This is a genomic window from Streptomyces sp. NPDC001858 (assembly GCF_053594615.1).
Genome location: NZ_JBSFEV010000005.1, coordinates 117,978 through 141,616, shown reverse-complemented (window position 1 = coordinate 141,616; position 23,639 = coordinate 117,978). Strand labels below are relative to the sequence as shown.

The 23,639-nt window shown below is 71.8% G+C and carries 19 protein-coding genes; 6 read left to right on the top strand and 13 right to left on the bottom strand.

What is annotated here, in order from left to right:
- Positions 1-17: 17 nt before the first annotated feature.
- Genes ACWCPF_RS09310 through ACWCPF_RS09285 form a run of 6 tightly spaced genes read right to left on the bottom strand, consistent with a single transcriptional unit; the run spans position 18 to position 9,788 of the window.
- Positions 18-3,458, bottom strand: a complete 3,441-nt coding sequence (locus ACWCPF_RS09310) for a hypothetical protein (protein ID WP_451044369.1) — start codon at positions 3,456-3,458, stop codon at positions 18-20.
- On the bottom strand, positions 3,455-4,528 hold the full coding sequence (locus tag ACWCPF_RS09305) for a hypothetical protein (protein WP_451044368.1): 1,074 nt from the start codon (positions 4,526-4,528) through the stop codon (positions 3,455-3,457). Before ACWCPF_RS09305 ends, ACWCPF_RS09310 begins: the two co-directional genes overlap by 4 nt.
- A complete protein-coding gene (locus ACWCPF_RS09300) occupies positions 4,525-5,544 on the bottom strand; it encodes an NYN domain-containing protein (RefSeq protein ID WP_451044367.1) in 1,020 nt (339 codons plus the stop codon). Before ACWCPF_RS09300 ends, ACWCPF_RS09305 begins: the two co-directional genes overlap by 4 nt.
- Entirely contained in the window at positions 5,541-7,124 is a 1,584-nt protein-coding gene (locus tag ACWCPF_RS09295) for a VWA domain-containing protein (protein ID WP_451044366.1), read from the bottom strand. Before ACWCPF_RS09295 ends, ACWCPF_RS09300 begins: the two co-directional genes overlap by 4 nt.
- The gene (locus ACWCPF_RS09290; protein ID WP_451044365.1) at positions 7,121-8,740 is read right to left on the bottom strand and encodes a PP2C family protein-serine/threonine phosphatase; all 1,620 of its coding nucleotides are present in this window, start codon (positions 8,738-8,740) and stop codon (positions 7,121-7,123) included. The genes ACWCPF_RS09295 and ACWCPF_RS09290 overlap by 4 nt, the downstream gene beginning before the upstream one ends.
- A 1-nt stretch (position 8,741) precedes the next feature.
- On the bottom strand, positions 8,742-9,788 hold the full coding sequence (locus tag ACWCPF_RS09285; RefSeq protein WP_451044364.1) for a hypothetical protein: 1,047 nt from the start codon (positions 9,786-9,788) through the stop codon (positions 8,742-8,744).
- Positions 9,789-9,891: 103 nt separating this feature from the next.
- Here ACWCPF_RS09285 and ACWCPF_RS09280 point away from each other — a divergent pair, with 103 nt between their 5' ends.
- A complete protein-coding gene (locus ACWCPF_RS09280) occupies positions 9,892-11,034 on the top strand; it encodes an FHA domain-containing protein (RefSeq protein ID WP_451044363.1) in 1,143 nt (380 codons plus the stop codon).
- 105 nt (positions 11,035-11,139) lie between these two features.
- Here ACWCPF_RS09280 and ACWCPF_RS09275 read toward each other — a convergent pair whose 3' ends face one another.
- Both ACWCPF_RS09275 and ychF read right to left on the bottom strand, forming a co-directional pair.
- Positions 11,140-13,893, bottom strand: coding sequence for an NPCBM/NEW2 domain-containing protein (locus ACWCPF_RS09275; RefSeq protein ID WP_451044362.1), 2,754 nt, complete (start codon positions 13,891-13,893; stop codon positions 11,140-11,142).
- 225 nt (positions 13,894-14,118) lie between these two features.
- Positions 14,119-15,207 (bottom strand): redox-regulated ATPase YchF, encoded by a 1,089-nt coding sequence (gene ychF, locus ACWCPF_RS09270; RefSeq protein ID WP_451044361.1) that lies wholly within the window; start codon positions 15,205-15,207, stop codon positions 14,119-14,121.
- 410 nt (positions 15,208-15,617) lie between these two features.
- On the opposite strand from ychF, the gene ACWCPF_RS09265 reads away from it, so the two are divergent.
- Positions 15,618-16,076, top strand: a complete 459-nt coding sequence (locus tag ACWCPF_RS09265) for a DUF6542 domain-containing protein (RefSeq protein WP_451044360.1) — start codon at positions 15,618-15,620, stop codon at positions 16,074-16,076.
- Positions 16,077-16,122: 46 nt separating this feature from the next.
- Here ACWCPF_RS09265 and ppgK read toward each other — a convergent pair whose 3' ends face one another.
- The gene (gene ppgK, locus ACWCPF_RS09260; protein WP_451044359.1) at positions 16,123-16,869 is read right to left on the bottom strand and encodes a polyphosphate--glucose phosphotransferase; all 747 of its coding nucleotides are present in this window, start codon (positions 16,867-16,869) and stop codon (positions 16,123-16,125) included.
- Between the two features lie 29 nt (positions 16,870-16,898).
- Positions 16,899-17,927 carry a 4-hydroxy-3-methylbut-2-enyl diphosphate reductase gene (locus tag ACWCPF_RS09255; protein ID WP_451044358.1) on the bottom strand — a complete coding sequence of 343 codons (1,029 nt, stop codon included), beginning with the start codon at positions 17,925-17,927 and terminating at the stop codon, positions 16,899-16,901.
- A 187-nt stretch (positions 17,928-18,114) separates the two neighbouring features.
- On the opposite strand from ACWCPF_RS09255, the gene xseA reads away from it, so the two are divergent.
- The 3 genes from xseA (at position 18,115) to ACWCPF_RS09240 (ending at position 20,376) form a co-directional block, all read left to right on the top strand.
- Positions 18,115-19,335 carry an exodeoxyribonuclease VII large subunit gene (gene xseA / locus ACWCPF_RS09250; protein ID WP_451044357.1) on the top strand — a complete coding sequence of 407 codons (1,221 nt, stop codon included), beginning with the start codon at positions 18,115-18,117 and terminating at the stop codon, positions 19,333-19,335.
- A gap of 82 nt (positions 19,336-19,417) precedes the next feature.
- Positions 19,418-19,648: an exodeoxyribonuclease VII small subunit gene (locus tag ACWCPF_RS09245; protein ID WP_451044356.1), complete on the top strand. Its 231-nt coding sequence runs from the start codon at positions 19,418-19,420 to the stop codon at positions 19,646-19,648.
- A gap of 137 nt (positions 19,649-19,785) precedes the next feature.
- Positions 19,786-20,376 (top strand): malonic semialdehyde reductase, encoded by a 591-nt coding sequence (locus ACWCPF_RS09240; RefSeq protein WP_451044355.1) that lies wholly within the window; start codon positions 19,786-19,788, stop codon positions 20,374-20,376.
- 131 nt (positions 20,377-20,507) lie between these two features.
- On the opposite strand, the gene ACWCPF_RS09235 is transcribed toward ACWCPF_RS09240, so the two are convergent.
- Positions 20,508-21,029, bottom strand: a complete 522-nt coding sequence (locus ACWCPF_RS09235) for a DUF4245 domain-containing protein (protein WP_451044354.1) — start codon at positions 21,027-21,029, stop codon at positions 20,508-20,510.
- A 131-nt stretch (positions 21,030-21,160) separates the two neighbouring features.
- Here ACWCPF_RS09235 and glpX point away from each other — a divergent pair, with 131 nt between their 5' ends.
- A complete protein-coding gene (glpX, locus tag ACWCPF_RS09230) occupies positions 21,161-22,195 on the top strand; it encodes a class II fructose-bisphosphatase (protein ID WP_451044353.1) in 1,035 nt (344 codons plus the stop codon).
- A 105-nt stretch (positions 22,196-22,300) separates the two neighbouring features.
- Here the strand turns inward: glpX and ACWCPF_RS09225 are convergent, their stop codons facing one another.
- Both ACWCPF_RS09225 and ACWCPF_RS09220 read right to left on the bottom strand, forming a co-directional pair.
- Positions 22,301-22,678, bottom strand: a complete 378-nt coding sequence (locus ACWCPF_RS09225) for a WhiB family transcriptional regulator (protein WP_451044352.1) — start codon at positions 22,676-22,678, stop codon at positions 22,301-22,303.
- A 129-nt stretch (positions 22,679-22,807) separates the two neighbouring features.
- Positions 22,808-23,515 (bottom strand): DUF1707 SHOCT-like domain-containing protein, encoded by a 708-nt coding sequence (locus ACWCPF_RS09220; RefSeq protein ID WP_451044351.1) that lies wholly within the window; start codon positions 23,513-23,515, stop codon positions 22,808-22,810.
- Between the last annotated feature and the right edge of the window lie 124 nt (positions 23,516-23,639).

Below are 23,639 nucleotides of genomic sequence, written 5' to 3'. Positions count from 1 at the left end.
GACGAACCCGCCTCGGGTCACCTCACCGGCGTGCTGCTCCACAGCCGCAGGAGGACCCGCTCCGGCTGCTCACCGCGGGACAGCAGGCGGGCCGCGCGGCGCCAGGTCTGCGGCGGCAGCCCGTTCTCGGTGATCAGGCGGTACAGGACGGGTCCTGGGCCGGGCAGCGTCAGCAGCTCGCCCAGCAGCCTGGCCCCGCTCGGCGCGGCGCCGGTGGCCAGGACCAGGTCCAGGGCGTCGGACCCATAGCGTTCGACGAGCCGGAGTCCGTCGTCGCCGGCCGCCAGCAGCCACGGGGTGAGCCGGTCCGTATGGCGACTGTGCTTCTCGCCCTGTTCGGTCAGCAGCCACAGCACGCGCTGCCCGGAGCGGCCCGCCAGGAGCGGCAGCCAGCGCGGCCCCCACAGGTTCACCGCCTCGGCGCTGCCCGGCAGCCGCTGCTCCACCACGGCCGCGGTGACCGCGACCCGCGTCCCCCACCGCGCGCCCACGGACAGCACGGCCTCCAGCGAACGCAGCGCCAACCTGCTGGCGAGGGGTTCCAGTTCGGCGAGGACACGGCGCAGTTCGGGGCTGAGTCCGAGCCGCTCGGCGTACTGCTGCGCGACCACGCCCAGTCCGTCGCGCAGCAGGGTGTGCAGGGCGAGCGGTGGATCGTCGGCGGCCAGGATCAGCGGGAGTTCACGGCGGGCGCGCGGTTCGAGGGTGCCCTTCGGGTCGGCGGCGTACAGGTGCAGCAGGGCGGTGCGCTGGGCGGGGCCGGCCAGGGTGGCCAGGAGCGGCAGCAGGACCGGGTCGGCCTCCAGTGCCTCGGTGGACGCGCCCGGGGCGAGGACCGCGGCGCCGACCCGGTCCGTCAGCCGGGGCCCGTTCACGGCCCAGTCGCGGATCCGCTCGGGGCGTTGCACGACGTTGCCGATCACCCAGTCGAGCTCGTTGCCCAGGTCGAGCTGCCAACGCGACCAGGCGACGGCGGCGGCGGTGCCGAGCGGCTCGGTGTGCTCCACGGTCTCGTAGCCGCGCTCCTTGAAGGCGGCGATCACGTCGGACAGCGGGTGGCCGACGCCGTCGGCGTAGGCGTTGAGCCGGGTCATCGCCCGCTGGTTCAGGCCGAGTTCCAGGGCGTGCCGCAGGCCCTCGGTGCCGAGTTCGGCGAGGGCGGCCCGGGTGTCGGGGAAGCGCTCGGCGATCTCGGCGATGTCCAGATCGCCCTGTTCGGACAGCCATCTGGCGGCAAGGGTCGGGTGGGCGCACACGGCCGGCCAGCCGGCGGGGGCCGTGCCGAGCAGGGCGCGCACCGCGTCGCGTCCCGTGACGTTCGCGTCGGTGGCGATCTGCAGGAGCACGCGGGCGTCCACCGTCCGGGCGGTGTCCTGGTCGACGATCTGCACCCAGCCCAGTCCGAGCGCGGTGAGGTGCTCGGGCTGGCGCAGCCCGTCGAGCAGCCGCCGCCACATCTGCGGGGTGTAGCGGGCGAGCAGGTCCTGGTCCTCGCCGTGCAGGTGGGGTCGCAGCAGGTCGAGCAGTTGCGGGTCGTCGAGGCGCCCGACGAGGAACTGCAGGCTGGGCGCCGGGATCTGGGAGAGCAGGGAGACCAGCGGGTCGTCCATGCCGGCGACCGCGGCGGCGAGGCGTTCGGGCGCGACCTCGGGGACGGCCGTGCACAGTCGCCCGTAGAGGCCGACGCGGCGGATGCCCTCCAGCTCCTGGAGGGCGGTGGCCATCGTCAGCCCGTCGGCGCCGACTTCCTGGCGCGGGTCGAAGACGTCGGCGAGCCGGCCCGCCACGGGCAGCAGGCGGCGGGCCGCCTCGTCGTACACGTCCCGCTCCGCGGGCCCGAGCAGCGCCGACATCAGGCATTCGCGGAAGACGGACCGGGGCACGCCCGACAGGGCGGTCACCAGGCGGCGCAGGCCAGCCTCGTCCTGCAGTCGGTTCTGTCGGCGCAGGCCGGGCGCGTTCTGCAGGGAGCGCACCGCAACCAGCAGTTCGGTGTCGGTGCCGAAGCTGTCGGCCAGGCGTTCCAGCAGGGCCGCGCGCGGTGCGGGCCGCATCACGCGGTCGACGCCGCCGAGTCTCAGGGTCCAGCCGGCGGCGAAGGTCCGGCGGCGCCGGGCCGCGCCGCCGCGGCTGTCCAGGACCTGCTCGTAGTACTCCTCCAGATTCGGGTCGGTGGCGAACGGCAGCCGGTCGGCGGCCATGCCCGCGATCTGCGGCGAGGGGATCGACAGGTCGTCCCAGTCGACCTGTTCGACGCCTGCGCCGCGCACCCGCTGGAGACTGCGCAGCGCGCCGGCCGTCGTCCGGCCCGCGACCACCACGCGGGCGTGCGGGGCCGCCGACGCGATCCGGCAGGCCAGGTTGACCAGTTCGTCGGGGCGGACCAGGACCCAGCCCGCGCCGGAGAGCAGCGTGGCGCCGCGGGTGCTGAGCCGCCGCTGGTCGAAGGCGGCGACGGCGATCACATTGGGGCCGTGTTCGTGGAGCAGTCCGAGCCGCAGCGACTCCGGGTTGATGCTGAGCCGGTCGCCGCCCCTGCTCTGTGCCGTGTCGTCGTAGACCAGGAGGGCTTCGGCCCCGGCCAGGTCGGCGCGGGCGCGGGCCTGTTCCTCGTCCTGCGCGGCGCGGGCGAGGGTGTCGGCGAGCCGGCCGGGGCGCAGCGTGGGCACCCGCTGGAATCCGGCCGCCTCCAGGTAGCCGTAGAGGTCGGCGGGGCCGTCCACCGGGCCCCAGGCGCCGGGCGGGAGTCCGCAGGCCATCCAGCCGGCCAGCCGGATCAGGGCGCGTAACTGCACCTCCCGCCACTGGGCGAGGGCCTGGTCCCCGCTGCCCGCGCTCGGCGTGTCACCGCCGAGGAGCAGGGCGCTGGGCAGCGACATGCCCTGGGCGCCGGGCATGCGGCCCTCGTGCGGGAGGTAGCCGTGCCGGCCGATGCCCGCCAGGACGACCGACCCGAAGTTGACGACGAGGTGGTCGGGGGAGAGCTCGACGGGGACGAATCCGGCGCGTGCCATGTCGTCCAGGGCCCGGCCGAGGGGGACCAGGGTGCGCAGGGCCGCGGCGGGCGCCCAGCGGTGGCCGCCGGCGAGCATCGCGCCGAGGTCGTCGCGGTCGCGCAGGGCGTGCAGCGGCACCGATTCGTTGCCGGGCGCCCATGCGGTGATCAGGGCGGGCGGCAGCTGGGGGTGGTCGACGACGTCCACGAGCGGGGGTGTGACGGGGCTGCCGGCGGCGAGCAGGGCGGCCGCCCGGCCGCGGTCCTTGACGCTGGGGAAGAACCGCAGCGCGCCGTACGCCTCGTCGTCGGCGTCCTTGACGAGGCGGGTGGCGCGCAGCGCGTTCGCGCCGGAGGAACGCAGCTGCCCGGGGCGCAGTTGCACGGTGCGCGGTTCCCAGGAGCGTCCGGAGCGTCCCCGGACCTGGGTGAGCAGTCGGCCGAAGGTGGCGTTCGCGGTCATCGGGATCCGCCTCCCAGGGTGCGCAGCGCGGACTGCAGGGCCGTGACCCGGCGGGCGCGGGCGAGGTCGATACGGACGCGGTCGACGGTGGAGAGGCGGAAGGTCCGCCAGGACAGACAGGTGATGAGGGCGTTGGTGAGCACCGGTCCGTGGCCCAGCGAGGTGAGATACCTGCGGGCCTCGGCGGTGTCCGTGTAGGCGGGCTTCTCCGCGTACAGCTGGCGGCGGTGCTCCTCGGAGAGACGTTTGAGCCCGGCCGCGTGCGCGAGGGTGGCGCCGAGCATGTAGATGTCGAAGCGCTCGGCCGCGGGGGCCTTCTCGCTGGGCTCGTCGGTGCCCTCGGCGGACGGCGGCGCGTAGGCGGGGGTGGTGGTGTCGACCCGTCCGCCGATCCGCACGGCCGCGTCGTAGTCGATCAGGACATAGCGGGCGGGCGGGCCCAGGACCAGGATGTTCTCCGGTTTGATGTCGGCGTGGATCCAGCCCTTGGACGACTTGTCGTTCTCGTGCCGGTCGGCGTGCAGGGCGGCGAGCGTGTTGCACAACTGCTCGGCCAGGTCGAGGAGTTCGGCCTCGGTGTAGTGGTCCTCGTTCGCCTTCCGGGCGTCGATGTCCTGCTGCAGGGTGATCGAGGCGGTGCCGTGCGCTCCGATGAACTGCTGCACCAGGAAGCTCTCGACGAGCGGCCGCGGGTGGCCGGCCTCGGTCAGGGACGGCGAGGGCTGGGCCTCCACACTGATCACGACGGGGCACTGCTGTGTCAGCTGCGCCGCCTGCCGTGCGGCGTGCAGCCCCTGTCTGCGGGCCTTCTGATGCTGGGACAGGGTGGTGAGGACGTTCTGCGGGTCGTCGAGCGCCGTCTCGGGCCACCACAGGCCCTTGACCACGACGTCGCCGCCGGACCAGCGGTCCTCCGCGAGCAGGGCGTACCCCTGGCCGCCCCGGGAGATGATCTCCCGGGTGGCGAACCGTCCGTCCATCCCGTAGTCGGCGGGCACCCAGGCTCTGCGCGGGGAGCCGTTCTCGTCGGGGCTGTCCGCGTGCACCCACTGCGGTTCGAAGCCGGTCACTCGTCGCTCCCGAAGCCGATCCGGAGCCGGACGGTGCCCGGGCCGAGGCAGAGTTCGTCGCCGTCCTCCAGCGCGTACGGCGTCCCGGTGGCGAGCCGGGAGGACTGCGGGCGGCCCCGGAAGTCCAGCTCGGGGTTGAGGAACGACGCGTTCTGGCAGGGGTCCGGGATGTGCTCGACCAGCGGTTTGCCGTCGTCGTCGAGGAAGATGCGGACATGGGCCCGGGAGATCTGCCGGACCTGCTGCTCGTCCAGTCCGGTGGTGACGACGGTGACCTCCGGACGGCCGCGCGAGGGCCGGCCCAGCGTCATGCCCTCGGGGGGCACGGCGAGCGATTCCCGGGTGCGATGACCGTGCAGCACCGTCACCCGGACCGGTCCGGCGCCGGGCCCCGGCGTCAGCGGCGCCTCCGCCACCGTCTCGGTCACGTCGAAGTAGCAGAGCCGGCAGTACCAGCGGGTGCCCTGCTTGTGCACGTGCCGGGGCCGCAGTTCGTCGTCGGCGTGCACACAGCCGGAGCCGCCCGAGGCATGCCGGAACCGCTTCTCGGAATCGGGGTGCAGCAGCCCGGCCTTGCGGAGTTTCTTGAGCCGGTCGCGTTCGATCTCCTGGTCGGTGGCGACGCCCAGGTGGCGCAGGCTGAGAATGACCTCTCCGCGCATCCGCCGCACGCTGAAGACCCGGGAGCTGTTGCCCTGCAGCCAGGCGTGCTCACGGCGGGCGTAGCGGAAGTTGTCGTCGGAGACGATCGCCGCGTCGTACTGGTCGGCGAGCGCGAGGATCCGGTCGTCCGCGTCGCCCTGGTAGACCTGGAGCCATCGGGCGCGTTCGGCCTGTTCGACGAGTTTCTGGTCGTCCAGGTGGGGTCGGACGGTGGCATCCAGGACGGCTATGACATCGGCGCCGGGATGCCGGCGCAGCCATGCCTCCCGTACCTCGACGACCCGGGAGAACGGCCACGGGGTCTGGCTGGTCGCGGCCACGTTCGACGCGTCGATGATGACGGGCACGGTCATGAGCCGCTCCGGCGCGGCGGGTCGGTCGGGGCGTCGGCTCCGTCGTCGGCTCCGGTGTCACGGCCCCGGACCGGTCCGCCGTGGGAGCGCCGGCCGCTGTCGCGACCCGGGTCGTAGCCGCCGCCGTAGCCGCCGCCGCTGCCCGACCCGCCGCCGTAGGAGCCGCCGCCGTACGAGTCGGTGTCGCCGTCGTCGTCGTACAGGCTGCGCTGTCTGCGGCTGGCCCGGATCTCGTCGGGCATCTCCACCTGGATGTCCTTGAACCAGTCCCGTTTGTTGCGGCTGGAGCTGCTGCGGCTGGAGGAGGCGCGGGACTCGTTGAGCACGTCCTTCGCCTGCATTCCCTCGCGCAGTCCCGCGGCCGCCTGCTGGAAGGCGGCGATCAGCACGGGGTCGGGGATCCGGCGGGCCCGCTCGATGCCCTCCTCGTAGATCCGTTCCCGTTCGGTGGTGGAACCGGCCGCGGCGACCCGGTTGTTGATGTCCTGTTCGAGTTCCGCGGCGTCCACCTCCCGGCGGTAGTCGGGGCGCAGGATCGGGGTGTTCGGATCGTTCACGACCCACGCATGGGTCGTCGCCTCCCCCAGCTCCCGCGCCTCGGCCCCGGAGCCGATCCGCCCGCTCGCCTTGGCGACGAGGAGCGCGGTCCTGCTGGTCCGGTCGGGCGCGCGCAGCTTCAGGACGTAGCGCAGCTGGCCCTCGTCGCCCGCGCCGACCGCGCCCAGGGTGAGCCGGACCCGGCTGGGGCGGTGTCCCGCGCCGTCGGAGACCACGCCGTCCAGGCGTCGGCGCACCGGGTCGATCTGGTAGACGGCGACGACCTTGATGTTGGGGTGGATCTGCAGGGACAGCTCGGCGCTGCCCGCGACGACGTCCCGGCCGTAGGCCGCGAAGCTCGCCGTGATCTCCCGCATCTTCTCGGCGGCGGTCGCGCGGGACGACACATGGGCGGTCATCCCGGTCGGCGCGAGCCCTTCCAGCAGGGGGTAGTCGGCGCCCTCGCCGATGCCGATGACGTCGGTGTGCAGTTCGCGACCGGCGGCCTCCTGGGCGATCGCGGCGAGCCGCCGCGGGTCGGACTCACCGGAGTTGGGCAGTCCGTCGCTGAGCAGCACCACCCGGCGGGACGCCGCCGTCCGCCGGCCGAGTTGCGCGTACGCCTCCCGCAGCGCGCCCTCGATGTCGGTCCGCCAGCGCTCGCCCTGGGCGTTGCCCGGCCAGCTGCCCTTGTTGCGCAGTTCGCCCGCCGTGCCGGAGAAGCGCAGGCCCGCGTGCTGCCCGAAGGTGATGACGTCGACCCCGGCGTCCGGGGGCAGCGCCGCCACCAACTCGCGTACCCCGGCCACGGCCACGTCCTTGCGGCTGGTGTCCTGCGGGTTGTTCGGGTCCGCGAACTCGTTCGTGGCCGCGTCGGCCTTGATGTCCATCGACGAGCTGTCGTCGACCGCGAGCACATAGGCGATGCCGTCCGCGACCCGGTCGGCGCGGCGCAGTACGCGCGGTGCGACCGAGAGGAAGAACTCCTGGTCGACATGGACCTGCGGTCGGTCCGCTCCGAGCTTGATGTCCTCAGTGGTCATGCTTCCTTCGCCTCCCCGATCCCACACACCAGTGCCGTGGCGTTGTCCCAGCCGCCCAGGGTCTCCGCCCGCTGGACGAGGGCCGCGGCGAGCCCCGGGGCGAGCGGCCGCCCCGACGCCTCGATCCGGGCGGCCAGTTCGGCCAGTACGGCGCCGAACCAGCGGTCCCGTTCGGGTTCCGTCGCCCCGTCCGAGGCGAGCAGCAGCAGGTCTCCCGGGGCGAGGGCGACCACGGTCTGCGCCCAGCGGCCGGGGCCGTTGCCGAGGTAGTTGACCAGGGCCGATGCGTCGCCCTGGGCGTGCGGGGTGATCCGCAGCCGCTCGGCGTAGCCGGTGTGGGCGGGGGTCAGCTTCCATGCGGCGTAGGCGGATTCCCGCGAGGGCGGCCCGCCCGACGCCGGTTCGCGCAGGGGCCGCACCAGCCAGGCCTCGGCGTCCCCGACGGACACCAGGCCGGCCGTGCCGTCCGGGCGCACGGTGGCCAGGACGGCCGCCGCGCTCCCCGTGTCCGTGGCCCGGCGCACGAACACGTCCAGTTCGTCGACGAGTTGCTGCGGGGGCAGGTCCTCCGCCGACCTCCAGATCCGCTCGATCTGGCTCAGCGCCGCCTGGGCGGCGATCCGGCCGGAGCCGTCTCCCTCGCCGGTCACCCCGTCGAACACGGCGCAGCGCACCGTGCCGGAGACGTCGCGACTGGCGCCGGCCGCGTCCTCGTTGTCGGTGGCCGGGTCGCCCTTGGCCTTGCGGGAACCGACCGCGCTCTCCCGGTAGCAGGTCGCCGAGACGCCGTCCGGGGCGCGGCGCGCGAGGGCCTCGTGCAGTGCCGCCATGCCCGCCGCCACGCCCTGCCGCAGGTCATGGCCCAGCAGGCGGTGGCTCACCGCGTCGAGGCCGGGCGGGAACGTGCCGGCGAACACCCCGAGCAGTTGCAGGGCGTCCCGCAGGTCCAGACAGGGCCGCTCCGCGACGGCGTCCACCAGCGCCTGCACGAGGGCCCGCCGGTCGCGTGGCGCGGGCGCGACCTCGCGCCGGTCGTGGAACTCGACGCCGCCCTCCAGGTCGTAGCGCGGCAGCGCGGCGATCTGCCAGCCCTCGTACGCGTCGTGCCGCACGGACTCGGTCACCAGACAGCCGGGCCCGAGCCGCCGCAGCGCGGAGTCCACCCGATGCCAGAGCTCGGGCAACTCCGCGATCAGTTCGTCCCGTTCGGGCCGACCGTGCTCGTCGACGCACTCGCGCAGGGTCGGCGCCAGGTCCTGATGCCAGCGGACGGTGATCTCGGGGATGGCGACGGCGACGAACTCGGGCCGCTGCATCTCTTGGGTGTCCTCGGCGGTGTCGACGAAGTCGACATCCGCGGCAGCCGCGGCGTCCTCGGCAGTTTCGACCGTGTCGGCCGCGTCGTTCGCTTGGACCGGGTCGTTCGCTTCGGCCGCTTCGGTCTCCGGGACCGGGCCGTGCTCCCCTGCGGAATTGTGGTCGGGTTCGCGGCATTCGTTCCGGTTGGCATGGCCGTCGCCGTGGCGGTCGTCGTCGGGACCGGGGCTCAGGACGAGGCCGGGGCCCGTGCCGATGTCGGCGTCGCGGCCGATGGCGTCGTCAGCGTGTTCGCTCACGTCACACTCCCTTGAGGACGAAGGCGAGCAGGACCGCGATCACGGCCAGCACACCGAGGAACACCAGGCGCTGCGCGCTCGCCCGGCTGACGCGTTGTAACTCCTCGGTGGCGCGGGCCCGTTCGGCCTCCGCCTGCTCGGCCCGGTGCTGCCATTGCCGGACCGCCTGCGCCACCTGTTCGCGGGCGTCGTCGACCTCCCGCCGGGCCGCCGCCTCGGCGCCGGCGATCCGCTGACCGGCCAGGTTCTCGGCGGCGGCGATCCGCTGACCGGCCTGGCTCTGCGCGGCGGCGATCCGCCGCTCGGCCTCCCGCCGCGACCGCTGCACCGACTCCTCGGCGGCCTGCTCACGCAACCGCGCGGCGCGCTCGGCGAGTTCGGTCTGTTCGGCCAGCTCCCGGTGGGCGTAGGCGAGTTCCTCCTGCACTCGGCGGGCCGCCGCGGCGGCCTCGGCGCGCACCCGCTCGCGCTCCTCGGCGAGCGCCCGGTCCAGCAGGGCGTCCAGGTCGGGCCCGTGGCCGACCGGGAAGCGGGCGGCGCGCAGGGGTTCGCCGGTCTGCGGCGGTTCGGTGTCGGTGTAGAGCTCGGCGACGGAAGTGGCCGCGCCGACGGGCGGTTCGGCCAGGGACAGCGGCACCGGGCGCACGATGAGCCGGGCCGGGTCGACGACCGTGACGGGACGCCAGCCGCTGAAGCCGTCCGGATCGCCGCCGTACACCGCGGTGACGTGGCAGCCGGAGCCGAGCACCGCGACGGCGCCGTCGACCTGGGCCCACAGCGTCTCACCGGCCGTCAGCAGGGAGGCGACGACCTCCGGGGACGGCACCGGCACGCCCGTCGGAGGCGCGGAAGCCCCGAATTGCCGTCCACCGGCTCCTGCGGAGTCCTGTGCCGGCGAGGCGGCCGGGTCGGGAGCAGGCGTCCCGGAGTCGAGACTGCCCCACTCGTCGTCGTCGGCCGCCGGGGGAGGCGCCGACGAGGGAGGCGGAGCCGCCTGCTGCCACCCCCCGGACGACGTCTCGTCCGCCAGCGAACCCCACTCGGTCATCTCCGCCCCCCGCGTTTCTGGATCCCCAAGACCAATGCCCTACAAAGTAATTAACATCACATCAGTGGGCGCGTAAGGACTTTCGGGGAAGCGGGGGAATCTTGTGCAGAAGCATCTGACATCGGACTTCGAAGAGGCGTGCTTCCTCGTCGATCTCTCGAACGTGGTGCGCAACCAGAGCCTCGGCGAGCCGGGCCAGCGTTCGCTGCGCCGCCTCGCCCTCGTCGTCGACGCGGCCGTGCGGCTCGCCCGCGATCCGGACGTCAAGCTGTATCTCGTCGCCGACCGCAGCCTGCGCCACGGCGGCGGCCGCCACGAGTTCGCCGACCCGGCGGACGTGCTGCTGCTGGCGAAGTGGGTGCGGCTCGGCCTGGTCGAGGAGCTGGGCGACGCGGACGGACGGGTCCTGGAGCTGTGCGAGATGACCGGCATCCCGGTCATCACCGGCGACCACTACCGGGACGCCCGCGACGACTTCGCCTTCCTCCAGGGCAACACCGACGACTTCCTGGAGCCCGTGCCCGGACCGCACGGCACGGTCCGGCTGGTCCCGTTGGACATGGGAGTGGCCACGCCGGCGGAGATCTCGCGCAAGAAGGAGGAGTCGGTCCTGAAGAAACAGGGTCTGCTCGATCCCCGGCGCAAGCCCCGCTCCGAGGTGGTGCGACGCAACTGGCGCTGCCCGGACGGCCGGTGCACCGCGTACGACAGCCGCAAGGGCACGCATGTGCTCCTGCCCCGCATGCGGCGCTCCGTCCCGACCTGCGAGTACCACGGCCTCGAACTGCTGGACGACGGCCCGCGCACGGCCACCGTCCAGATCAAGCTGCTGATCGCCGACAGCGTCGCGGCCCGCTTCACCCTGGAGGACGGCTCGACGGTACGGATCGGCCGGAAGCCGGACCCCGACGGCATCGCCCTGCACGACCTGCTGCCCGGCGACGTCGCCACCCGCGTGAGCCGCGCCCACGTGGAACTGCGGGTCACGGGAGGAGCCGTGCACGCCACCGACCTGAGCAGCTTCGGCACCCGATGGCGGTCGACGGGCAAGTCGAACCCGGGCCCCTGGCGCGACCTCCCGAAGGACTCCGCGCGCGGCTTCCACGCCGGCGACGAACTGGAACTGACCGAGGGCGTCGTCCTGGCCCGCAGCGGACGCCGCTTCCCGGCCGAACTGGCCGAAGACTGGCAACGCCGCAAGCCACCAACGGGAAAGGAAGCGGAAGCGATCACCCGAATGTTCTGAAGGACTCTCGGTGGCCTGGATGCCTGGAGGCCTGGGGGGTGCGGCAGCACGACGCCGTGGCGCGTATTCGCGCCACGGCGTCTCATGGTCTGCGGGCGAGCCGGGTCAGCAGGTGGCGTTCAGACCCGCCCAGTCGGCGCGGTCGTTGTAGCCGCCGTCGCCGGCGTCGCCGACCACCAGGTCGAGGACCCGGACGCCGGTCAGGTCGATGTCGGCCTGACGGACGTCGTCGCGGGTCAGCACGCCGCTGTCGAACAGCACCCGGCCGTCACCGATCACCTGGAAGGTCGACGTGCCGCCCTCCGGACCGACGTTGCGCACGGCGTCGTCGATGCCGACGGTCGCCGCCAGCCGGCTGCACTGACCGCCGACGTAGTAACGCACCGTCGACGGCGAGGCGACGCCGATGCCCGTCGGGTGGACCTGGCCGAGCATGCTGATCGGCGACCAGCCGCCGACGCTGTTGTCGACCGTCGGGCTCATCCACCCGCTGGTGCCGCTGATCCACTCGTGGTGCGACAGCACGACCTCGCCGTCCGGCGCCGCCGGTGCGACCGCCACCGCCGTGGCCGTCTCCTGCCGCAGCCGTCCCTTGCCGCTCACCTCGTACGAGGTGGTGGCGGTCAGCGTGCCGCTGCCGGGTTCGGCGGTGGCCGGCAAGGTCACCGTAAAGGCGAAGGTCACGGAGCGGTCGGAGGCCAGGTGCTTCGGCGCCTTGCCGAGCGGTCGGGCGGTCCAGCCGGCGGGGACCGCCAGCTCGACCCTCGGAGAGGAGACCGAGCGCGGACCGTCGTTGCGGACGGTGACCTCGACCCGGGCCTGGTCGCCGCCGCCGACCACCGGGGCGACCCCGGCCGGCACCGTGTCGCCACCGACCTGCGTCACCAGCGGAAGACCGGCGACGACCTGCGCCGTTCCGGCCCTCCACTTGGCCGCCCCGTACTGGTAGGCGCCGGCGCTGGGCGCAGGGTCGGTGTACCCGTCGGTGGCCGGCGGACGGACCAGCGCGTAATTGCGGGCGGGAGACGTCGGTTTGAGGGTGAAGTCGTACGCCGCAGGGTTCGTGAACTCCGGGCCCGACGCCTGGGGGAGGTTGTTGGTCGAGGACACTCCGTCCACGGTGTCGGCGTCACCGATGTTGTTGGCCACCTCGGTGTCCGAGTACGTGCCGGGGAAAAGACTGACGGACTTGCGGTCGGTGCCGCTGGTGTTGTTGTAGACGCGGTTGCCGGAGGTGGTGCCTCCGTTGGGGTTGATCAGCACGGCGCCGTAGGTGGTGCGGTTCCACGCCACGTTGTTGTAAATGGTCCCGTTGTAAGTGGAGTTATCCAGATACACACCCGGTGCCGGTGCGCTGGCCGCGAAGGCTGCCGCGTCGTGCAGGAGGTTGTGGTGGATCTCCGTCCCCGCGAGGTCGACCCGGCAGCAGACGTAGATCGCGCCGACGTCGACGACGAGGTTCCCGTAGTCCGACAGATCGTTGTAGGCGATCTCGTGGCCCGAGGACGTCGTCCCGGCGACCTTGTTGTCGATGTTGATGCTGCTGCGGCCGCTGTTGGTCACGGTGTTGCGCGTGATGGTGTGGTCGCTGCCGAGCACGTTGATCCCGGCGGCGTAGCTGCCGCGGTAGTCGACGCGCGTGATGAGGTTGTCGGTCACCGTGTTGCCGGAACCGGCAGCCAGGACCCCGTTGCCCGCGCTGGCGTCGATCCTGCTGTTGCGCAGGGTGTTCGCGGTACCCCGCAGGAGGATGCCGCTGGTCGTCTCCCCGGCCGTCAGCACGTCGCACGCGTCGGTCGGCGTGACCTTGCCCGGGTCGACCTTGAGGTCCATGTAGTGGGAGACGTACTTGGCATCGATGTCATCCAGCACGTTGTGAGCGGACGACGCGGAGGTCTGGGCCGTGGCCGAGCGGATGCCTATGCCGACCACCGAGATGTAGGAGCGTCCCGACAGATCGATGGCGACGTTGCGTTGCTTGGCCTCCACCAGGTGCGTGGCCGGGCTGCCGCTGTCGGCCGTCCACAGGTACAGCTTGTGAGTGTCCTCGTCGTAGAACCACTGACCGGAGTGGCTGAAGGCCTGCAGCTTGCCGGTGAGGGAGTAGAGGTTCTGCTGGTGGGGGCTGAGGCCGACACAGGCGGGCAGGCCGGACGCCGTCACGGAGCCGACGCTCGAACCGGTGACGGTGCCGGTCTCGCTGACGAACCAGTTGTGCGAGGTCAGCCTGGCCCCTTCCCAGTACCCGGCGGGCTGGGTCAGGGCGGAGTCGTAGAGGGTGTCGGTCGTGCCCGAGTCGGCCGAGTGGTAGTTCGGGCGCGTGGGATCGGTGCCGGGGTAGGGCCACTGGGCCTCGCCGAGCATGCGGCCGTCGACGAACAGCTGGTTGCCCGGAAGCTCCGGGTCCAGCACCACGCCGGTCTGGTAGATCCGGCCGGCGGAGACGGCCGCGGAGAAGTCCGAGCCGGCCAGCGTCGGATCCGCCGCCTCCAGCTGCGACAGGTCCGACCCGGTCACCGCCGACCATCCGGTGACCGGGTCGCTCCCGTCGATGACGACGTCCGCTCCCGGCGCGGCCCGATAGGTGATCCGGGCCGAGGCGGTTCCACTGCGGGCCGGAGTGACGGTCTCCCGGTAGGTGCCGGACGCGATCACACACGTGTCACCGGCGACCGCTGTCGTCGCGCACTTCTGCACCGTGCGGAACGGGGATTTCGCGGTGCCGCGGTTCGCGTCGGAACCCGTGACGCTCACGTAGCGGGTGGTACCCGTCGGCTGGGCCGATGCCGGGACGGTCATCAGCGCGGCCAGCGCCGTCGCCGTGGTGCCGAGGACGAGCACGCGCCGTTTCCAGTCCATCCTGCTCCCATCACTGATCGATCATCGCAAGTCGGCGGTCACTATAGGGCGCTACTTGATCATCACGGAAGGCATCGGCAGGCTGGTCGTTGAGGTGGTGCGTCTGCTACTGCTACACGCCGGCCGCCGTCAGCACGCTGCGGATTCCGGGCGGACGGCGAAAGGCCGCCCGACCCGCTCCACCGCAGGTCGGACGGCCTTTCGCCGGACGTATCAGACGTTGAATCAGACGTTGAAGCGGAACTCCACCACGTCCCCGTCCTGCATCACGTACTCCTTGCCCTCCATGCGGGCCTTGCCCTTGGCGCGGGCCTCGGCGACCGAGCCGGTTTCCACCAGGTCGGCGAAGGAGATGACCTCCGCCTTGATGAAGCCCTTCTGGAAGTCGGTGTGGATGACACCGGCGGCCTCGGGGGCGGTGGCGCCCTTCTTGATGGTCCAGGCGCGGGATTCCTTGGGGCCTGCGGTGAGGTAGGTCTGCAGGCCGAGGGTGTTGAAGCCGACTCGGGCGAGGGTGGCGAGGCCGGGCTCCTCCGCGCCGACCGACTCCAGGAGTTCCATCGCGTCCTCCTCGTCCAGCTCGGCGAGGTCCTGCTCCAGCTTGGCGTTGAGGAAGATCGCCTCGGCGGGGGCGACCAGGGCGCGCTGTTCGGTCTTGAAGTCCTCGTCGACCAGTTCGTCCTCGTCGACGTTGAAGACGTAGAGGAACGGCTTGGTGGTCAGGAGGTGCAGGTCGTGCAGGAGCTCCTCGTTGCCGGAGCCCTGGACGATGCCCGCGGAGAACAGGGTGTCGCCCTTCTCCAGGATCTCCTTCGCCGCCTCGACGGCCGCGACCTTCGGGACGACGTCCTTCTTGATCCGCGACTCCTTCTGGAGGCGGGGCAGGACCTTCTCGATCGTCTGGAGGTCCGCGAGGATCAGTTCGGTGTTGATCGTCTCGATGTCGTCCTTCGGCGAGACCTTGCCGTCCACGTGGACGACGTTCTCGTCCTTGAAGGCGCGGATGACCTGGCAGATCGCGTCGGACTCGCGGATGTTCGCGAGGAACTTGTTGCCCAGGCCCTCGCCCTCGCTCGCGCCGCGCACGATGCCCGCGATGTCGACGAAGTCGACCGTCGCCGGGAGGATGCGCTGGGAGGAGAAGATCTCGGCCAGCTTCGTGAGGCGCGCGTCGGGGACGCCGACCACCCCGACGTTCGGCTCGATCGTGGCGAACGGGTAGTTGGCCGCCAGCACGTCGTTCTTGGTCAGGGCGTTGAACAGGGTCGACTTGCCGACATTCGGCAGGCCGACGATTCCGATCGTGAGCGACACGTTGCGACTTCCCGTAGTGAGAGGGCCAGGGGGCCGGTTCCCTCGAGGCGAGGGCCAGGGGGCGGAGGGCCGACCGGTCCACCAGTTTACGGCGTGCGCGGACGCGGCCCGGCGGACCTGTCGAACGGATGGCCAAGCTCGGGGCCCCGGCGTGTCCGACACCCGATTCGGCACATAAACCGACCTAAGTTGGCCCAGTGGAGCAACACAGGACCCGTCCGCCGAGCCGAGGCGCCACCCGGCGCGACCCGCCGCCGCCCCTTCCGGCTCTGCCGCCCCTTCCGCCCGTTCCGTCCGTTCCGGCCGTTCCGGCCGCTCGGCCTCTTCGTCCTGCCGTTCCTCGGAGTCGTCCCGCCGGCGCCGACGGTCCCTCCCCCGCACAGCCCTCCGGGTGGCCTGGCGGGCGGCGGGTGCCCAATCCGCGGCTCACCGGGCTCGGCGCCGGGCTCTTCAGCAGTGCGCTGATGTTCGTGCTCGGGTGCCTGATCCAGCTGCTGTTCGGTTCCTCGCTGACGGCGTACGGCGTGCTGTTCCTGCCGGTGTGCCTGCTGACCGCCCTGTGGGTGCGCGGCGGCGAGCTGCTCTCCGCGCCCGTGGTCGTGCCGATCGCGTTCGCCGTCGGGCTGCTGCCGGTGGCCGAGGGCGGGCACGGGTTCGGGGCGCGGCTGATGGGGCTGGTCACGGCGCTGGCCACCCAGGTCGGCTGGCTGTACGGGGGGACGCTCCTGGCCGCGCTGACCATCCTGGCGCGCGGCCTGCGCCGAGCGGCGGCCCGCCGCCACGCCGTACGACGGACTCGGCCGCAGATCAGCAGCGCCCCAAAGGGGCGCGGGGAACTGCGCGACCAGCCACAACGGCGCGGCAGCTGAACGACGACACATCGCGGCACTACCAGCGGAGCGCTGAGCGGAGCGCCTAGCTGCCCTTCGCCGCGTGCATCGCCGCCCCCACGATCCCCGCGTTGTTCTGCAGCTGGGCCGGGACGATGTCCGCCTTGACGCCCTCGATGAAGTGCAGGAACTTCTCCGACTTTCGGCTGACGCCGCCGCCGATGATGAACAGCTCGGGAGAGAAGAGCATCTCGACGTGCTCCAGGTACTTCTGGACGCGGCGCGCCCAGTGCTCCCAGGTCAGCTCGCCGTCCTCCTTGGCCTTGCTGCTGGCGCGCTTCTCCGCGTCATGGCCGTTCAGCTCCAGGTGGCCCAGCTCGGTGTTGGGGATGAGCACGCCGTCCACGAAGAGGGCGCTGCCGATGCCCGTGCCGAACGTCAGCAGGATCACCGTGCCGCTGCGGTCGCGGCCGGCGCCGAAGGCCATCTCGGCCACACCCGCCGCGTCCGCGTCGTTGACCATCGTCACCGGCAGGCCGCCCAGGCGCTCGCCGAACAACGCGCGCGCGTCCGTGTCGATCCAGCTCTTGTCCACATTGGCCGCCGTACGGATGGTGGATCCGCCGGTGACCACGCCGGGGAAGGTCAGGCCCACCGGGCCGGTCCAGCCGAAGTGCTCCACGACCTGCTGCACCCCGTCGGCGACGCTCTCGGGCGTCGCCGGGTGCGGGGTGAGTACTTTCAGGCGCTCCTGAGCCAGGTCGCCTTTGTCCAGGTCCACCGGGGCGCCCTTGATTCCGGATCCGCCGATGTCCACGCCGAAGATCTGCATGGCCCTACGTTACGACGATCGACTGACAGTCACTCAGTCGAGGCCTCCGCGGCACCGCGCCCGCCGCGCTCGGCGACCAGCGCCGCGGCCTCTTCGCGCAGGTCACGGCGGAGTTCCTTGGGCAGCGAGAAGGTGATGTGCTCCTCGGCGGCCTTGACCAGCTCGACGTCCCCGTAACCGCGCTCGGTGAGCCAGGCCAGGACCTCCTCGACGAGGATCTCCGGGACGGAGGCCCCGGAGGTGACGCCCACCGTGGTCACGCCCTCCAGCCAGGCTTCGTCGATCTCGCTCGCGAAGTCCACCAGGTAGGCCGCGCGGGAGCCGGCCAGCTTGGCGACCTCGACCAGCCGCACGGAGTTCGAGGAGTTGCGGGAGCCGACCACGATGACCAGTTCCGCCTCCGCGCCCATCTGCTTCACCGCGAGCTGACGGTTCTGCGTGGCGTAGCAGATGTCGTCGCTGGGCGGGGAGATGAGCTGCGGGAACTTCTCCTTGAGGGCGTCGACCGTCTCCATGGTCTCGTCGACCGAGAGGGTGGTCTGGGAGAGCCAGACGATCTTCGACGGGTCGCGGACCTCGACCTTGGCGACGTCTGCGGGGCCGTCGACGAGCTGGATGTGGTCGGGCGCCTCACCGGAGGTGCCGATGACCTCCTCGTGGCCCTCGTGCCCGATCAGGAGGATGTCGTAGTCCTCGTTGGCGAAGCGGACGGCTTCCTTGTGGACCTTGGTGACCAGCGGGCAGGTCGCGTCGATGGTGGCGAGCCGCCCGCGCGCGGCCTCCTCGTGGACGACCGGGGCGACGCCGTGCGCCGAGAACATGACGATGTTGCCCGGCGGGACCTCCTCCGTCCGTTCGACGAAGATGGCGCCCTTCTTCTCCAGGGTCTGCACGACGTACTTGTTGTGGACGATCTCGTGCCGGACGTAGACCGGGGCCCCGTACTGCTCCAGGGCCTTCTCGACGGCGATCACGGCACGGTCGACGCCCGCGCAGTAGCCCCGGGGAGCGGCGAGCAGGACACGGCGGCGGCCAGGCGAAGCAGTCATGCGTCCCATCGTAAGGCCGGGGTCGGCCACCGCTGGCGTCGCTCGGGGCTGCTGCCCCCCAGGCCCCCGCTTCGGCCCTGAACTGGCCTTGTCCTCAATCGCCGGACGGGCTGAATTTCCGTGACCGGCGCAGCCGACAGCGGCGTCCTGTGCAGCGGGCGCCGGATTGTCAGCGGTGCCCACTACCCTCGCGAGCATGGCTGTCAACACGTCCGCCGAGACGCCCCTGCCCGTGGGCGAGGTCTCGCGGCTCATCGGAAGCTGGATCGACCGGCTCGGCGCGGTGTGGGTCGAGGGGCAGATCACGCAGTTGTCGCGGCGTCCGGGCGCCGGCGTCGTGTTTCTGACGCTGCGGGACCCGTCGCACGACATCTCCGTGGGCGTGACCTGCTACCGACAGGTGTTCGACGCGGTCGCGGACGTCGTGGGCGAGGGCGCGCGGGTCGTCGTCCACGCGAAGCCGGAGTGGTACGCGCCGCGCGGTCAGCTGTCGCTGCGGGCCGTGGAGATAAAGCCGGTGGGCGTCGGTGAGCTGCTGGCGCGGCTGGAGCAGCTGAAGAAGTCGCTGGCCTCGGAAGGTCTCTTCTCGCCTGCGCGGAAGAAGCCGCTGCCCTTTCTGCCGCAGCTCATCGGGCTGGTGTGCGGGCGGGCCTCCGCGGCCGAGCGGGACGTGCTGGAGAACGCCCGGCACCGCTGGCCCGCCGTCCGCTTCGAGGTGCGCAATGTGCCCGTCCAGGGCGTGCACGCGGTGACGCAGGTCGTCCAGGCCGTGAAGGAGCTGGACGACCTGGAGGACGTGGACGTGATCATCGTCGCGCGCGGCGGCGGAAGCGTGGAGGATCTGCTGCCGTTCTCGGACGAGCAGCTGGTCCGGGCGGTCGCGGCCTGCCGTACGCCGGTCGTCTCGGCGATCGGGCACGAGCCGGACAACCCGCTGCTCGACCATGTGGCCGACCTGCGCGCCTCGACGCCGACCGACGCCGCGAAGAAGGTGGTGCCGGACGTCGGCGAGGAGCTGGAGCGGGTGCGGATGCTGCGCGGGCGTGCGCGCCGGTGTGCGGAGGCGTTCGTGGAGCGGGAGGAGCGCGGGCTGGCCCATGCGCTCGCGCGGCCCGCGATACAGGATCCGCACCGGATGATCGACGAGCGGGCCGATCACGTCGCCGCGCTCGTCGGCCGTTCCCGGCGCACGGTCGGGCACCTGCTGGACCGCGCCGATTCCGAGCTGACGCATACGCACGCACGCGTGGTGGCCCTCTCGCCGGCCGCGACGCTGAAGCGGGGGTACGCGGTGCTGCAGCGGGCGGACGGGCATGTGGTCCGGGATCCGGCCGAGGTGGCGGCGGACGAGCCGCTGCGCGCGCGGGTCGCCGAGGGCGAGTTCACGGTGCGGGTCGACCACGACGACCACAGCTGACGACGGGCCAGAGCTCACCTGAGCTCAGGCAGACCGCAGCAGGCGACAGACCAAGGCAACGACGAGAACTAGGACGGGGTGCATGACGGGCAAGGTCGAGGAAACCCTCGGGTACGAGCAGGCACGCGACGAGCTGATCGAGGTCGTCCGGCGGCTGGAGGCGGGCGGCACCACCCTGGAGGAGTCCCTCGCCCTCTGGGAGCGCGGCGAGGAGCTGGCCAAGGTGTGCCGACGCTGGCTGGAGGGCGCGCGGGCCCGGCTGGACGCGGCGCTCGCCGAGGAGGAGGCCGAAGGGGAGGCCGGGGACAAGTAGGCACACGGGACGAAAGCTGTGATTACGGTCACTGCGGACCTCATTTTCGTTGAACCTTGAACTTCCCTCGCGTAGCGTCGTGGATGTCAGCGGGTCCGGCAGTCCGGATCCGGACACGCACCACAGAAAGTCGACGCATGTCTCTCGTTCTTGACGCCGCCGCCCAGGACCTGCTGTTCCGCGAGGCCCGCACCGCGAACACCTTCACCGACGAGCCGGTGACCGACGAGCAGATCCAGGCCATCTACGACCTGGTCAAGTACGGGCCGACGGCGTTCAACCAGACCCCGCTGCGCATCACCCTGGTCCGCTCCGCCGAGGCCCGCGAGCGCCTGGTGCAGCACATGGCCGAGGGCAACCAGGCCAAGACCGCCACCGCCCCGCTGGTCGCGATCCTCTCCGCGGACATCGAGTTCCACGAGGAGCTGCCGACCCTGTTCCCGGCCTTCCCCCAGGCCAAGGACGTCATCTTCGGCACGCGCGCCGCCCGCGAGGACTCCGCCACCGTCAACGCCGCCCTCCAGGCCGCGTACTTCATCATCGGCATCCGCGCCGCGGGCCTCGCCGCCGGCCCGATGAACGGCATGGACTTCGAGGGCATCCGCAAGGAGTTCCTCGACGACGACCACACCCCGCTGATGGTCGTCAACATCGGCAAGCCGGGCGAGGGCGCCTGGTACCCGCGCTCCCCGCGCCGGGCCTACGACGAGGTCGTCACCACCGTCTGACGCACCCGTCCCGCTCCTGGTGAGCGGTGAGCGGTGAGCGGTCTTCATGACCTGAGCCGTCTTCATGACCTGAGCCCCCGGCGATCCCCCATCGCGCCGGGGGCTCACTCATGCCCGGTGACCCCGGAGGCTCACGCCAGCTTCAGCGCGCCGGCCATCGTCGACAGCTGTTCGAAGGAGCCCGTGCCCGCGACCACCGTGGTGGAGCCCTCGGCGTCCAGCACGAGCGCGTCGTAGCGGCCGCCGGTGTAGCGGGTCCAGGTGCGGCCGCCGATCTGCTCGGTGACCTTCGTCGCCGTCGCGCCCTGGCTGGCCTGCTCGATGAACTGCGAGCGCTTCTGAGTGGACTGCTCGATCGCCACGTACTCCCCGTCGGGGGCGTGGAAGCCGAGGTGCCAGGCGTCGGAGTCGGCGGCCTTGAAGCGCACCGAGGTCGCCTTCCAGGTGTCGGGCAGGCCCTCGGGCGCGGCCACCGGGTACGACGCCGCGCGGCGCGCCGTGAGGAGCTCGACGCGGTAGTCGACCTTCTTGACGTCGGGAGCGCGATCGTCGTGCGGGACGAAGAGGTAGATGACCCCCGCCGCAATCATGATCACGCCCAGGGAGAGGACCATGTCCCGGGCTGTCTTCTGCTTGCCTTTCGAACCTGCCACGCCCCCTATCGTCGCAGGTGCCCGGTGCGCTCATCCGTGGGGTCCCCTGCTCATTTTGTCGGACTGACGATAGAGTCGGGGATCGAACCCTCATCCGGCCGTCGTCGTATCAGTCAGAAAGGTGCGCTCCGATGACCGAGCATCATCACTTGCCGTCCGAACTCGACGTCCCCTCCGAAGCCCCCGACCGCAACCTCGCCCTCGAGCTGGTCCGGGTGACCGAAGCCGCCGCCATGGCCGCGGGCCGCTGGGTGGGACGCGGCGACAAGAACGGCGCCGACGGCGCCGCGGTGCGCGCCATGCGGACGCTCGTCTCCACCGTGTCGATGAACGGCGTGGTCGTCATCGGCGAGGGCGAGAAGGACGAAGCCCCGATGCTCTTCAACGGCGAGCGCGTCGGCGACGGCACCGGGCCCGAGGTCGACATCGCGGTCGACCCGATCGACGGCACCACGCTGACGGCGAAGGGCATGCCGAACGCGATCGCCGTCCTGGCGGCCACCGAACGGGGGGCGATGTTCGACCCGTCCGCCGTGTTCTACATGGACAAGCTGGTCACCGGGCCGGAGGCGGCCGACTTCGTCGACATCGACGCACCCGTCTCCGTGAACATCCGGCGCGTCGCCAAGGCCAAGCGGGGCACGCCCGAGGACGTCACCGTCGTCATCCTCGACCGGCCGCGGCACGAGGGCATCATCGAGGAGATCCGGGCGACCGGTGCGCGGATCAAGCTGATCTCCGACGGTGATGTGGCCGGCTCGATCCTGGCCCTGCGCGAGGGCACCGGCGTCGACCTGCTGCTCGGCATCGGCGGCACGCCCGAGGGCATCATCTCGGCCTGCGCCGTGCGCTGTCTGGGCGGTGTCATCCAGGGCAAGCTGTGGCCCAAGGACGACGAGGAGCGGCAGCGGGCGATCGACGCCGGGCACGATCTGGGCCGGGTGCTGACCACCGAGGACCTGGTGACCGGCGAGAACGTCTTCTTCGTCGCCACCGGCATCACGGACGGCGAGCTGCTGCGCGGGGTGCGGTACCGGTCGGAGACCGCGACCACCGACTCGATCGTGATGCGGTCGAAGTCCGGGACGGTTCGGCGGATCGACTCCGAGCACCGGCTGGCCAAGCTCCGCGCGTACAGCGCGGTCGATTTCGACCGGGCGAAGTAGCGGCGGCGTCCCCTCAAAAGCAAGAAAGCCACAAGAAGCAGGGCGCCCCCGGTGCGGAGGGGGCGCCCCATTTCTGTGGGGCCTTCTCTCAGCCGGTCAGGGCCGTCAGCCCGCTGCCGCTATGCGACCCGTCGCGCGGGCCGCCTTCTGCAGTTCCACGTCGCGACGGCGGCGTCGGGCGAGGACCACGCGGCGTTCCGCGGCGGTCAGGCCGCCCCAGACGCCGTAGGGCTCGGGTTGCAGGAGCGCGTGTTCGCGGCACTGCACCATGACGGGGCAGCGCGCACAGACCCGCTTCGCCGCTTCCTCGCGGGAGAGCCGGGCGGCGGTGGGCTCCTTGGAGGGGGCGAAGAACAGGCCTGCCTCGTCGCGCCGGCACACCGCCTCGGTATGCCAGGGAGCGTCTTGATCCCTGTCGCGCGCTGGTACCCGCTGGGCCGGTACGGCGGCGACCTGCAGGGACGAATGCGGCGGTTGCAGCACGGGTCTACTCCTGACGACGGCTTCGCGAGCGAGAGACGATGCAGCAAGGCCTACCCGCTGTGCGCGTGCCTATGCACTGGGTTCCGAACCACCGCGGCCGCTCCGGCTCCCCGGCCCTCTTCACTACCGTCAACGGTCCAGGTGTTTGCGCAAACTCTTGTCGACCTTGTCCTGAACCCGATCGAGAATGTCCGCGACGAGCTCTCCGCGCTTCGGCCGGCCTTCGATGTTGCCCAGTACCGCCCAGCCGTCCACATAGACCACCGGGGCGTCGTGCTGCGGGGAGTCGAGCGAGACCACCTCGAAGTTCCCGAGCACCGCGCCGCCGGTGCCGCGCAGCGAGACGTTCTCCGGGACGCGGACCTCCACGTTGCCGAAGACCGAGAACGCCTTGATCACGACCTGCCGGTACTCGAACAGCGCCTCGGTGAGGTCGATCTCGACGCTCCCGAAGACCGCGTACGCGTGCAGGCGGCGGCCCGCGCGCCAACGGCCTCTGCGGACGGCGCTGCTGAAGACCGCGACCACGGTGTCGTCCGGGTCGGCGGGTATCGCGCCGGGGGTGGGCCGACTGGGGGCCGAGGCGAAGGCGGGGCCGGGGCCGGGGGCCGTGCGCCGCTCATGGGCGGCGGGCAGGTCCCGGACGAAGACCTCCAGCTCGCCGACGGTCTTGGCGGCCAGGACGCCCTCGACGCGCTCGGCGTGCTCGTCGGCGGTGAGCCGGCCCTCCGCGAGGGCCTCGCGGAGCATGTCGGCGATACGGTCACGGTCGGCGTCCGAGGCGCGCAACTCGGCCGTCGGTGTGGGGGCGGCAGCGGTCTGCTTCTGAAGGTCCACGGGGCCAGCGTACCCAAACACGATAGATCGCGATAGCCCCCGTCCGGGTGGTCCGCGTTCGAACTGAGCCTTACCTCACAAGCCCGCCGTCCGAGGCAGGTTCTACGCTGGTGAGCGCCCGCCA